The sequence below is a fragment of the Myroides sp. A21 genome, assembly GCF_000807225.1.
Lineage (GTDB): Bacteria > Bacteroidota > Bacteroidia > Flavobacteriales > Flavobacteriaceae > Flavobacterium > Flavobacterium odoratimimum.
In genome coordinates this window covers 301858-315191 of sequence record NZ_CP010327.1, presented here as the reverse complement: position 1 = coordinate 315191, position 13334 = coordinate 301858, and the positions used below count along the sequence as shown (strand labels likewise).

Genomic DNA, 13334 nt, shown 5'->3' with positions numbered 1-13334 from the left:
TATTTATTTGTGCGCAATAACAGTTTTATTACCAATTGCTTTTTGATTTAATACCACATCAACTTTTGTGCCTAATGGTAAATATAAGTCTACTCTTGAACCGAATTTAATAAATCCAGCATCAGTACCTTGTACTACTTGCATACCTGGTTTAGCATAGTTAACAATACGTTTAGCTAATGCTCCAGCGATTTGTCTGTACATTACTTCTCCGAAAACAGGATTTTCTACTACTACAGTAGTACGCTCGTTCTCTTCACTAGCTTTTGGATGCCAAGCTACTAAGTATTTACCAGCGTGGTATTGGCTGTATTTGATAAGTCCGCTTAAAGCATAACGTGTTACGTGTACATTGATAGGGGACATGAACACAGATACCATTAATCTTTTTTCTTTAAAGTATTCTGGTTCGTAAACTTCTTCTATAACAACAACTTTACCGTCTACGGGAGCTAAGATTTTATTATCATCAGCCGTAACAGTTCTGTCAGGGTTTCTAAAGAATTGTAATATTAGAATTAAAAAGATTAATACTATTGATTGCAGGACTACTCTTAGCCATGGAATACTAGCACATAGTACATCAGCTAAAACTACTAATACAGCAGCTATTACTAATGAAAAGAAAATGATTTTAGTTCCTTCTTTGTGAAACATAGTTATAAAATTTGATATATTAAATACAAAAATGGTGCTACAAATATAACACTGTCTAGTCGATCTAAGATCCCACCATGCCCTGGCATGATAGCACCGCTGTCTTTTACACCAGCCTCTCTTTTGAAATGAGATTCTACTAAATCCCCGATCGTTCCAAAAATGCTGACAAAAATAGCACTACTTATCCAAATTACAATATTAAAAAAGTCGAAATATTGACTTAAGATTGTTCCTGCAATAATTGTAAACAACATTCCCCCTAAAAAACCTTCTATTGTTTTCTTAGGTGATATTCTTTCGAATAATTTATTTTTACCAAATTTCTTTCCTGTGATATAAGCAAAAGTATCATTAGTCCAGATCATTATTAAAATACCAATAATGATTTGAGGAACATATACAGGCTGATTACCATCATTAACAAACGGTAAGTACTGAAGTGTCACAAATGATGATATTACATAACCTAAGAATATAATCATTTTGATAGGAAATGATCGATTAGGTTTTTTTGTAGTGAATAGTTCTGCTAATAATGCAAGAAGTACTACTGCTGCGAATATAGCTATCGCGTTAATAGGTAATATATCTCTATACCACGCAAGACATGCAGAAGCCATAAGAGAGATAATCATGGCTAATGATTTTGGTAGCTTGATTAGTTTTGCAAATTCGTATGATGCAATGAACATAAATGCTCCGAAAAGAATTTCAAAGCTAGTAGGTGAGTACAACGTTGCTCCAATCAAAAGCGCAATGTATACAACGCCTGATATTGCTCGAGTAACTGTTTCTGACATATTATAGATCTTCTAAAAGTAATAAATACAAATTCTTGGGAGTTCTACCATAACTTAAAAAATCGCTTTCATTGGTAGATTGTTTAAAGCAATTAAATGTTGTAATGTTACTAGGTAGTGCACTACCATATTTTCTCTTGATTTCTCTTAAGCCATCACTTTTTGTTCTTGTCATTTGACTAGTCTTAGCTAGGACTACAATATTATCAGGTAAATCGTGTGCTTTGTTATTCTTGATTTGTTTATCACAAAATAGAATAGAACCGTCTTCGGCTATTAAGTTTTCGCACCCAGAGAAAAAGAAAGTTGGGTTCTTTACTTCGCCATATTTTATATTGTTCTCTTGTAACATTGAGTACAGAGGACTTTCATACGTTTGTGCTTCAGTTTCAAACCAATCATTCTCTACGAGAATATTGATAAAAGATTCATTTAGTTCATCTAGCGTTTCACAGTATAGAAACTTGCCGCCATTCTCTTTAAAGTTTAAAGTAAAAAGTTCATCCACAGGAAGTTTTTCTTCAGGTAAGTATTGACTTTTATGCACAGCAGGGCTTTCCTCTACTGGGTCAGAAGGTTGAAATACTTTTAATAACTTCTTGAAAAAACTCATATTAAAATAAACTCCGATGAAATAAATTGATTAAGTATTCAAAGATAAAAAAAATCTTAACTTAAAGTTGCCTTTAGGTTAAGATTTTTAATGTTTATAGAGCTTGAACCTCTATTATTCTATGTTATCTTCAGTTTTTGTTTCAGTAGTTAGATTAAGTTCTACTGCTCCTTCTTTATCAAAGGGTCTAGGACCGAAGATGTTCTCTAAATCTTGTTTGAAAATTACTTCTTTTTCACAAAGTAAATCTGCTAGTTGTACTAGTTTTTCTTTGTTCTCTGACAAGATAGAAATAGCTCTTGCGTATTGACCTTCTATCAGAGAAGATATCTCTTGGTCTATTACACGAGCAGTTTCTTCTGAGTACGGTTTAGCGAAACTGTATTCACTTTGTCCAGACGAATCATAATAAGTAATATTACCTAGTTTTTCGTTTAGACCGTAAATAGTAACCATAGCCTTAGCTTGTTTAGTTACTTTCTCTAGATCGCTTAATGCACCAGTAGATATCTTATCGAAGATTATCTTCTCAGCAGCACGTCCACCCATAGTAGCACACATCTCGTCTAACATTTGTTCTGTTCTCACGATTTGTCTTTCTGTAGGTAAGTACCATGCAGCTCCTAAACTCTGTCCTCTAGGAACGATAGTTACTTTCACTAGTGGAGAAGCGTGCTCACACATCCAGCTTACTGTAGCGTGACCTGCCTCATGTATAGCGATAGCATATTTCTCTTCAGGAGAGATGATTTTATTTTTCTTCTCTAGACCACCGATGATTCTATCTACAGCGTCTAAGAAGTCTTGCATATCCACCTCTTTTTTATCTTTACGAGCAGCTGTTAATGCAGCCTCGTTACATACGTTAGCGATATCAGCACCAGAGAAACCAGGTGTTTGCTTAGATAAGAAGTCGATATCTAGGTTATCTACTTTCTTAATGTTGCGTAAGTGTACCTTAAAGATAGCCTCACGTTCTTTAACGTCTGGTAAGTCTACATAGATCTGTCTGTCAAAACGTCCAGCTCTTAGTAATGCTTTATCTAATATCTCAGCACGGTTAGTAGCGGCTAATACAATCACGTTAGTATTAGAACCAAAACCATCCATCTCTGTTAGTAATTGGTTTAAAGTGTTTTCTCTTTCGTCGTTAGAACCAGAGAAGTTACTCTTACCACGAGCACGTCCTACAGCATCAATCTCATCAATAAAGATAATTGCAGGAGATTTCTCTTTCGCTTGTTTAAATAAGTCTCTTACACGAGAAGCACCTACTCCTACAAACATCTCTACGAAATCAGATCCCGATAGAGAGAAGAAAGGAACTTGAGCCTCACCAGCAACAGCCTTAGCTAATAAAGTCTTACCTGTACCTGGAGGCCCTACTAATAGTGCTCCTTTAGGTATCTTACCTCCGATAGAAGTATATTTTTCAGGGTTCTTTAAGAATTCAACGATTTCAACGATTTCTTCTTTCGCACCCTCTAATCCAGCTACATCTTTAAAGCTAACTTTAATGTCGTTTTTCTCGTCGAATAACTTTGCTTTAGATTTACCGATAGAGAAGATTTGACCTCCACCACCAGCTCCTCCGCCACCAGTCATTCTTCTCATCATGAATAACCAGAATCCGATGATGATGATGATAGGTAAGAAGCTGATTAAGATATCTCCCCAGTTGCTTTCTGGTTCAGATTTATATTCTTTAATCTTTCCTTCAGTAGTAGCTTTGTCTAGTTTTTCTTGAAACAATTTAGAATCTCCAATATCAGTTAAGAATTGAGGTCCTGCGTTTTCTCTTCCAAGAATATTATTTTTGTTTAAATCTTCAAATTCTTTGCTCTTTTGAGCTTCTGGTGTTAAATATACTTTAGCAACAGAACGGCTAAAGTCAATTCTTTCAACATATCCTTTATCTACATATTCATATAGCTTAGAAAGTCCCAGTTGTCTTGAGTTTCCAAAGCTGCTTCCATTAGTAAGGAAATTTATCACCAATATAATTACCAAGATACTACCATATAATACCCATGGATTAAATCTTGATTTATTTTGGTTAGGTTTCATATTTTCCGACATGAAATTTTGGTTTAGTGGTTAATACTGGCTGTCAATAGTCGTGATTTTAGCGTCTCCCCATAAGCTTTCAATGTTGTAGAATTCACGGATGTGTTTTTGAAACACGTGTACAACAACGTTTACGTAGTCCATTAAAATCCATTCTGCATTATCTTCACCTTCTACGTGCCAAGGTTTATCACGTAATTCTTTAGAGACTAATTTTTGTACAGAACCTGAAATGGCATTAACTTGAGTGTTAGAGTTACCATCAGCTATGATAAAGTAATCGCAAGGAGTGTTGTCTATTTCTCTTAAATCGATTATTGTAATGTTCTCACCTTTAACTGATTCTATCCCTTTTACAATGTTTGCAATCAATTCGTCGTTATTAATATTTTTGTCTGCCATTTATTTTTTGTCTTATTTTATTCTAGTTTAAATGTAATGTTTGCTAATTTTGGATTCAAATATAATGAAATCGATCAGATTAGTCTATAATTATTTTACATGAATATTATCAAACTCGATGCCATAGGGTCAACGAATACTTATTTGAAGGAAATATTAACGCATTCGAATCTAGAAAACTTTACTGTTGTCGTTACTGAAAACCAGTTTCAGGGCAAAGGTCAGAGAGGAAGTGTATGGAAGGGGGAAGTAGGTAGTAGCTTAACGTTTAGTGTGTTAGTGAAAGAATTGTTAGAGACCCCTGAGCACGTTTTTGATCTAAATATTCTAGTTGCTTTAAGTGTATATTCTAGTCTTAAAAAGTTATACAATCTGCCATTTAGTATAAAGTGGCCAAACGACATATTGTCATATAATAAGAAAATAGGTGGCATTTTGATCGAAAATATTATCAAAGCTTCCGGAGAAACCTTGTCAATAGTAGGTATAGGTATAAATGCTAACCAAGAAAACTTCGATCATTTACCACAAGCCACGTCATTATTCAAATTATGTGGTGATAAAGTAAATAAGGATGAACTTATGCATAGCATACTAGAGTCGCTGACAGTATACTGTCAGAAGTATCTAGCTTCTGGTAGCACATTTATATGGGAAGAATATCATCGAAGTCTATACCGTATTAATGTTCCTAGTGTTTTTGAACTGCCTAGTGGTATTCGTTTTATGGGAATTATACTAGGGGTGACTAAGAATGGACTACTCAGTGTGAAAAAAGAAGATGATAGTGTAGCGCTATTTGATATTAAACAAGTGAAGTTATTATACTGATAACTGCTCAGGAAGGAAGAGCCCTTCTTAAGGGCTGTACTGCCAGTAGATTTAGTATCTTATCACTTATTGTGATAAAGTAGTATGATATAGTTATGCTGTAGTGTTGTGTTTAGTGTGTCTTCTTTCTCTTTCCTTTATATCTTGTTTTATACTTGTAAGTGATGCGTACTTAATCATAGTATGGTTTGTCTGTGTTGACTCCGTTATATTAGATGTTTTAACGGACTCACTACGGACTCATAACGGACTCACTACGGACTCATTCGCTGCTAGATAGAAATATGAGTGAAGTGAAATAGGAAGTATACAAACAAAAAAAGAGAATAATTAAATCATTATTCTCTTTATCTATAGTTATTCTTGTTTTTTGAATTTTAATGAGATGGAGTTCATACAGTATCTCATACCTGTAGTCTCAGTAGGTCCATCTGGGAAGATATGTCCTAGATGTCCATTACAGTTAGAACAGGTCACTTCGATTCTCTTCATTCCATGAGATAGGTCTTCTATGTAAGTCACAGAACCTTCTATCGCTTTGTCAAATGATGGCCAGCCACAGTGTGCATCAAATTTAGTATCAGAGCTGAACAATAGTTGTCCACATCCTGCACAGTGATATGTCCCTTTTTCGTTAAAGTCGTTGTATTCTCCAGTGAATGGACGTTCAGTCCCTTTTTCTCGTAGTACATAGTACTCAGCAGGGGTAAGGGCTTGTTGCCATTCTTGTTCTGTTGTTGTTTTATCTTTTTTCATCTTTGGTATCTTTTGATAGTTTACATCTTTACAGGCTAATATACTTAGAATGATACAACCGAATACAACTATTTTCATTTATCTATTGTTCTATGAAAGCTTTGATGCGTTCTATTATTTTTTTATCTCCTAAGATCTTGCGGTGTCCAAGACCTGATGTGATCATAATCTCTGCATTCTTGCTGTGTTTTTTAATCGCATAAGCTGCTCTTACATTAACGTCTACATCATCTTCATCATGCATAATTAGAAGCGGAATGTCTATTTCTTCTGCTGCTAAGTGTACAGTGTAGCTCTCCATAGTTTGGTTAAACTGAGTTTCGAATCGTTCTTGAATCTTTTTAGAGATAATAGGTTTTAGTTCTATTTGTTTGACGAAGTCATCTATTACATCCTTTACCACGTCTCCACTTCCTAGTATGACAGCTTTTTTAGCTTTTAGACCATCTCTAAGCGCATTCATGGTAGTCATTCCTCCTAGTGAGTGACCGATAACGAGTTCGAATGGACCGAACTGTTTCTCTACTTCGAATGCAGAAGCAATAAATTCTGTCATATTCGTCTTCGTCTTAGGAGACTTGCCATGACCAGGTGCATCGAAGCTAACGACGTCATATCCAGACCTCATGAGCATATTAGCAATAGTCACTAGCTGTGTACCTCTACCGTTCCATCCGTGTATAAGAAGTGCTTTTTTATCAGCAGCTTTATTGGTTCCATATTGGTATACTACGATGTCTTTGCGCAGAGCTGGCACGGTTATTTTAGTGACAACACTTTTATCAAACATCTCCTTCTCTCTTTTTGGTGGTTTAAATTTAAGAGGAGTGATGAATAAGTTCTGAGCAAATCTAGTCGCTAGGTTATTTGAAAATAATTGTAATGTTTTTCCTATTACTATTATGCTTTTTGGTATTTCAAGCGATTGTTTTGGTTTTTGACTTTGCATTATAATAATGTTCTAAGGAGGTAAAATTACAAAATAAAAGAATCTAAAAGAATTATTATAAAAGTAAAAGTTTTTGAATTATGCGAATTCCTATTAATTTTGAAAATAAAAAATAATGAAAAAAATCGTATTCTCTATCGGAACTTTTTTGTTGTTAACTGCTTGTGCAACAAATCCTTTTACAGGAAAAAAAACGATGGCATTTACTTCTAATGCTGAGTTGTTTCCAATGTCTTTTTCACAATATGATACTTTCTTAAAGGAACATAAGGTGATAAAAGGGACAAAAGATGCACAACGTGTAGCTGACGTAGGTGTAAAAATTAAGAAAGCAGCAGAGGTTTGGTTGACGGCTAATGGGTATGGGAGTTATCTTAATGACTATAAGTGGGAGTATAACTTAGTAGATGATAAGGAAGTGAATGCGTGGTGTATGCCTGGAGGTAAGATTGTGTTCTACACAGGTATTTTGCCATATTGTCAGACAGATGCAGGAATAGCTGTAGTGATGGGGCATGAAGTCGCTCACGCATTAGCTAATCACGGACAACAGCGCATGAGTGCAGGTATGTTACAGCAGGCAGGAGCTGTGGCAATAGATGCAGCTACTGCTAAGTCTAGCGCTACGACTAAACAGTTAAGCGCAGGACTATATGGGTATGGTAGTAATGTGGCAGGAATGTTGCCCTTCAGTAGATCACATGAGACTGAGGCTGATAAGATAGGCCTGACACTAATGGCTATCGCTGGGTATAATCCAGAAGAAGCAGTTAGTTTTTGGAGTAGAATGGCTGCCAGAGATGGAAGTGGAGGTGGGAGCTCATGGATGAGCACACACCCTAGTAATCAAGAGCGTATTGCTAATTTGAAGAAATTAATTCCTGAAGCGAAAGCTGAAGCAGCAAAATTTGGTGTATCTTTCGGAAGATAAAAATAGAGTAAGCTACCCAAAGGTAGCTTATTTTTTTAAATAGACTAGACTATGAAAAGTTTTGTAAAAGGGGATAAAAAACTTTTAAATGCATGGGCGTTTTATGATTGGGCTAATTCTGTATATGCTTTAGTTATTTCGTCATCTATCTTTCCGTTGTATTATGGATCTTTATTTAGAGAGTTGAACATTGATAGTTTTGACTTTTGGGGAACCTCTATTAAGAGTGAGTCAATTATTAGTTATATCACTGCGATAGGATTCTTAATAGTATGTATACTATCGCCTATATTATCAGGAATAGCAGATTATCTAGGGACTAAAAAGTTCTTTATGAAGTTGTTCTGTGGTATAGGGTCTATATCGTGTATGCTTCTTTATTTTTTTAGTCTAGACTATATGCTATTGAGCTTATTGATCTATATGTTTGGGTTAATTGGTTTTTGGGGAAGTTTGGTTTTTTATAATTCATATCTTCCTGATATAGCATTTACTGAACAACAAGATAGAATAAGTGCAAAAGGATATGCACTAGGATATATCGGGAGTGTGATACTGTTATTATTAAACTTATTGTTAGTCATGAAGTATGACTTCTTTGGTTTTACAACAGCGATGACAGCGATGCGTTTCTCCTTTATATTAGTAGGGTTATGGTGGATAGGGTTTAGCCTTTATACTTTTAGGTATTTACCAGATTTTAAAAATGAGAAGAAAATTACTAAATCGTTATTTTTTAAAGGATTTAGAGAGTTAAAAAGAGTTTGGGGAGAGCTAAAAGAGTATGTTGCGCTAAAGAGGTATTTAGTTGCTTTTTTTGTTTACAGTATGGCTGTGCAGACTGTGATGATTATAGCAGCCTATTTTGGAGAAAAAGAAATCGCATGGGAAAACGATACTCAGCGTACGACAGGCTTAATATTAAGTATACTGATGATACAGTTAGTAGCTGTACTAGGAGCTTATCTGACTTCTCTATTGTCAAAAAAAATTGGCAATATTTATACGTTATGTGTATTAAATGCGTTATGGATTATAATATGTCTATATGCATATACTATAATCACACCTAATGAGTTCTATGTGGCAGCTAGTTTTGTGGGATTAGTAATGGGAGGAATACAATCGTTGTCTCGATCTACTTATTCTAAACTACTACCAGAGACCACAGATACTACTTCATTCTTTAGTTTTTATGATGTGACAGAGAAGTTAGGTATTGTACTAGGGATGTCTATGTATGGGCTAGTCAGTGATATAACAGGTAAGATGCAGAATGCTATATTGTTTTTAATCTTATTTTTTGCTGTAGGTTTCGTTCTACTATTAAGAATACCTAATAAAAGATAGAATTAGTATTAAAAAAGAAATAAGATTGTATTTTTGTTATTGAAATATTTTTAAAAATTGATTACTTTACGAATAGTAAGATATAATATGAAAAAGACATTTAGAATATTAGCGATTAGTTTATTTTCTATCACAGCTATGACCGTAGCTTCGTGTGATAATGAATCTTATGACTCTATCATAGAAGGTGAGCAGGGAGTAGGTAAGCCGATTATGACTATTCATAATCAGGGAGAGACTATCTTAATGAGAGAAGGAATAGTAGCTGAGTTAGATAAAAACGGACGTTTAGAAATAAAAGTGAAGTTAACAGGAAGTGAGAATTATGAAAATGACGAACTGATCCTTAGAACTTTAAAGTTTCAGTCAGGTAACTTTCCTACTAATGTGAATGAGAGTAATTACTATTCTTGGGAGAATAAGCTTCTGTATACTACGAAGGACACATTGCGTCCTAATATTGTGACAGGGATTATGTCTATAGGTAATATTAATAGAAAGGCAAGAGTATTGTCTGGTGATTTTGATATTAAGCGCATGATGCCAAGTATACAAGATGACCCTAACTTAAAGTCATTTCCTATTAGTGGAAACTTTGTAGATATCCCTTTTGTTAGAAAAGAGGCTACGTACTTAGAAGCGTTTGCAGATAATGAACCTTTTACTAATCCTGAGGAGTCTGTAGAAGTAAAAGCAGGAAGAGCATACGTATCTAGTATAGATGGTGTAGAGAAGACACAGAAGATAGTATTAGATTTTCCTTATAATAATGATATCGTTGTATCGAATGATCCTAAAGATTTTAAGAAATTAGGATGGTTTAACGTAGAGTATACTTCTCCTTATGGAGTTAAGTACACGTCTAAAGATATGGCAGAGAGTGAAGGTTTCTTGCGTTTTGATTATGCAGAGAAAGATAAAGATGATCCTAATAAGTTTTTATTAAAAGGTAGATTTGAAGCTACTTTAGTAGGAGTGGAAGAAGAAGACCAAGATAAAAGAGTAAAAATCACTTATGGAGATTTTTCTGTTATAATTATTTCTTCGCCGAGTAAATAATATTTTGTATTTTAACATAAAAGAGAAAAAATCCTTGCCATAAGAGTAAGGATTTTTTTGTGGCATAAAGATTGAAATATTATATAGGTAGAACAATTAAAAATTAATGTTTTTGTTGGTAATCAGTAGGTTATGGGTGTGGTTGTAGTTAGGCTATGTCGAAAAAAAACTGTTAACTGACAAAATGACGTAAAAATACATATGGCAAATCAAAAAATAATAACATTTGACAACTTGTCGTTACAAGATTTAGGAGATGGTGATTCAGAGTTTATTCCAATTTTTTCGAGTGAAGATGAAGAAGAAATGAATAAAGAAGAGTTACCTACTTCACTTCCGATATTACCATTGCGAAACATGGTATTATTCCCAGGTGTAGTGATTCCTATTACAGCAGGTAGAGATAAGTCTATTGAATTATTAAATAGAGCAAATAAAGGAGATAAAACGATAGGTGTAGTAGCGCAGATAGATGAGGGTACTGATGATCCTGGTATCAATGAGATATACCATACAGGGACAGTGGCTCGTATTATCAAGTTATTAAAGTTGCCTGACGGAAATATCACAGTTATCTTACAGGGTAAAAAACGTTTTGAGATTACAGAACTAACACAAGAAGAACCTTATATGAAGGCTAATGTGGTGGCTCGTGAAGAGAAGCGCCCTAGCAAGAAGAATAAAGAGTTCTCAGCTATTGTAGATTCTATTAAGGAGACTGCTTTAGAAATTATCAAAGAGAATCCTAATATACCATCAGATGCAGCATTTGCTATTGAGAATATTTCTAGTGAATCTTTCTTAATTAACTTCGTGTCTTCTAATATGAGTATGGATATTGCTGATAAGCAACGATTACTTAATATAGATGATCTAAATGCTAGAGGATTAGAAGCTCTAAAGATGATGACTTTAGAGTTACAAAAACTTCAGTTGCGCAATGATATTCAAACGAAAGTTAGAGTTGATTTAGACCAGCAGCAAAAAGAGTATTTCTTACACCAACAAATGAAAACAATCCAAGAAGAATTGGGTGGTTTCTCAAATGAAGAGGAGTTTGAAGAAATGCGTAAGAAAGCTGCTAATAAAAAGTGGTCTAAGGAAGTACAGGAGCGCTTCGATAAGGAGTTAATGAAGTTCCAAAGAATGAACCCTCAAGTAGCTGAGTTTGGTATTCAACGAAACTATTTAGAGTTGTTTTTAGAGTTGCCTTGGAATCACTATTCTAAGGATGTCTTTAATTTAAAGAATGCTCAGAAGCAGTTAGATAAAGATCATTATGGAATAGAAGAGGTGAAGAAGCGTGTCTTAGAGCACATGGCTGTTCTGAAGTTAAGAAACGATCTTAAGTCTCCTATTCTATGTCTATATGGACCTCCAGGGGTAGGTAAGACCTCTATCGGTAGATCTATAGCAGATGCATTAGGTCGTGAGTATGTACGTATTTCTCTAGGAGGGTTACGCGATGAGGCAGAGATCAGAGGGCATAGAAAGACATATATCGGGGCTATGCCTGGACGTATTATTCAGAGTCTAAAGAAAGCAAAGACATCTAATCCTGTGTTTTTATTAGATGAGATAGATAAGCTGTCTTCTAGTCATAATGGTGATCCTTCTTCTGCACTGTTAGAAGTATTAGATCCAGAACAAAATCACGAGTTCTATGACAACTTCTTAGAGATGGGGTATGACTTGTCTAAGGTGATGTTCATCGCGACATCTAATAGTCTAAGCACTATACAACCTGCATTAAGAGACCGTATGGAGATTATCGAGATGACAGGGTATACGATAGAAGAAAAAGTAGAGATAGGAAAACAGCACCTGTTAGAAAAACAATTAAAGGCACATGGAGTAACTTCTAAAGATGTAGTGATTGGTAAAAAACAGATGGAGTTTATCATCACGAATTATACAAGAGAGTCTGGAGTACGTGGCTTAGATAAACAACTAGCACACATCGCTAGAGGTGTGGCTAAGAATATCGTGATGGAAGAGGAGTATAATGTGAAGATGACAGAAGAGGATATCAAAAAGATCTTAGGTACACCACGTTTTGAAAATGATAAGTATGAGAATAATGATGTGGCTGGTGTAGTAACAGGATTAGCGTGGACTAGTGTAGGAGGAGATATTCTATATATAGAATCAATTATCTCTAAAGGTAAAGGAGAACTATCTATCACGGGTAACTTAGGTACAGTGATGAAAGAGTCTGCTACTATCGCATTAGAGTATATTAAGGCTCATGCAGAAGAGTTAGATATAGCTCAAGAAGTATTTGATAATTATAAGATACATATCCACGTACCAGAAGGGGCAACGCCTAAGGACGGACCTAGTGCAGGTATTACGATGTTAACCTCTATGGTATCGTCATTTACTCAACGCAAGGTGAAAAAGAACTTAGCGATGACAGGTGAGATAACTTTAAGAGGAAAGGTGCTTCCTGTAGGAGGTATTAAAGAGAAGATTCTTGCAGCTAAGCGTGCTAATGTGAAAGAGATCATCTTGTGTAAAGATAATAGAAAAGACATCGATGATATTAAAGAAGAGTATCTTAAAGGATTGACTTTCCATTATGTAGATAAAATGGAAGAAGTCTTAGAGATCGCAATTACAAATCAGAAGGTAAAGAATGCTAAGAAGCTAGAAGTAGCTAAAAAGTAAAACTTATTAGATAGGATAGAGAAAGCCTCACTTTTATAAAAGTGAGGCTTTTTTAGTTATAAGAGGTTCTTGGCTGTATTTTGTGACCTTAAAATGATGGGAATTTTTACAGATTAACTTACTTTTGCTAGCCATTATTGTAGAAAATAGTCGTATTTTTAAGGTGCTTTTTTAGTATTTGTTTTACAATGAGTGTTTTAAAAAGGTGTTTTGATTAGAAATAGCTATTTATAAAGTGTTTTTAAA

Annotated in this window: 12 protein-coding genes; 5 read left to right on the top strand and 7 right to left on the bottom strand. The window is 34.7% G+C overall.

All coding sequences use genetic code 11. The annotated features are described in order from the left end of the window. Positions 1-3: 3 nt before the first annotated feature. From MYRA21_RS01430 to rsfS, 5 genes are all read right to left on the bottom strand, one after another. Positions 4-657 (bottom strand): phosphatidylserine decarboxylase family protein, encoded by a 654-nt coding sequence (locus MYRA21_RS01430; protein WP_006258761.1) that lies wholly within the window; start codon positions 655-657, stop codon positions 4-6. A gap of 2 nt (positions 658-659) precedes the next feature. Then, complete coding sequence (locus MYRA21_RS01425) at positions 660-1460, bottom strand: phosphatidate cytidylyltransferase (RefSeq protein ID WP_006258760.1); 801 nt, start codon at positions 1458-1460, stop codon at positions 660-662. Position 1461: 1 nt separating this feature from the next. Continuing rightward, positions 1462-2073, bottom strand: coding sequence for an LUD domain-containing protein (locus tag MYRA21_RS01420; protein WP_006258759.1), 612 nt, complete (start codon positions 2071-2073; stop codon positions 1462-1464). 114 nt (positions 2074-2187) lie between these two features. Further along, positions 2188-4152 carry an ATP-dependent zinc metalloprotease FtsH gene (ftsH, locus tag MYRA21_RS01415; protein WP_006258758.1) on the bottom strand — a complete coding sequence of 655 codons (1965 nt, stop codon included), beginning with the start codon at positions 4150-4152 and terminating at the stop codon, positions 2188-2190. A gap of 18 nt (positions 4153-4170) precedes the next feature. After that, positions 4171-4542 (bottom strand): ribosome silencing factor, encoded by a 372-nt coding sequence (rsfS, locus tag MYRA21_RS01410; RefSeq protein ID WP_006258757.1) that lies wholly within the window; start codon positions 4540-4542, stop codon positions 4171-4173. Between the two features lie 99 nt (positions 4543-4641). Here rsfS and MYRA21_RS01405 point away from each other — a divergent pair, with 99 nt between their 5' ends. Beyond that, positions 4642-5373, top strand: a complete 732-nt coding sequence (locus MYRA21_RS01405; RefSeq protein WP_006258756.1) for a biotin--[acetyl-CoA-carboxylase] ligase — start codon at positions 4642-4644, stop codon at positions 5371-5373. A 357-nt stretch (positions 5374-5730) separates the two neighbouring features. Here the strand turns inward: MYRA21_RS01405 and msrB are convergent, their stop codons facing one another. Together msrB and MYRA21_RS01395 are read right to left on the bottom strand one after the other, a co-directional pair. Then, positions 5731-6207, bottom strand: a complete 477-nt coding sequence (gene msrB / locus MYRA21_RS01400) for a peptide-methionine (R)-S-oxide reductase MsrB (protein ID WP_006258755.1) — start codon at positions 6205-6207, stop codon at positions 5731-5733. Between the two features lie 4 nt (positions 6208-6211). After that, on the bottom strand, positions 6212-7078 hold the full coding sequence (locus tag MYRA21_RS01395; protein ID WP_006258754.1) for an alpha/beta hydrolase: 867 nt from the start codon (positions 7076-7078) through the stop codon (positions 6212-6214). A 115-nt stretch (positions 7079-7193) separates the two neighbouring features. Between MYRA21_RS01395 and MYRA21_RS01390 the strand changes: the two genes are divergently transcribed. The 4 genes from MYRA21_RS01390 to lon all read left to right on the top strand — a co-directional run bounded on the left by MYRA21_RS01390 (position 7194) and on the right by lon (position 13088). After that, positions 7194-8009, top strand: coding sequence for a M48 family metallopeptidase (locus tag MYRA21_RS01390; RefSeq protein WP_006258753.1), 816 nt, complete (start codon positions 7194-7196; stop codon positions 8007-8009). Positions 8010-8060: 51 nt separating this feature from the next. Further along, the gene (locus MYRA21_RS01385; RefSeq protein ID WP_006258752.1) at positions 8061-9359 is read left to right on the top strand and encodes an MFS transporter; all 1299 of its coding nucleotides are present in this window, start codon (positions 8061-8063) and stop codon (positions 9357-9359) included. A gap of 87 nt (positions 9360-9446) precedes the next feature. Next, positions 9447-10418 (top strand): hypothetical protein, encoded by a 972-nt coding sequence (locus tag MYRA21_RS01380; protein WP_006258751.1) that lies wholly within the window; start codon positions 9447-9449, stop codon positions 10416-10418. Between the two features lie 201 nt (positions 10419-10619). Further along, the gene (lon, locus tag MYRA21_RS01375) at positions 10620-13088 is read left to right on the top strand and encodes an endopeptidase La (RefSeq protein ID WP_006258750.1); all 2469 of its coding nucleotides are present in this window, start codon (positions 10620-10622) and stop codon (positions 13086-13088) included. Positions 13089-13334 lie beyond the last annotated feature (246 nt).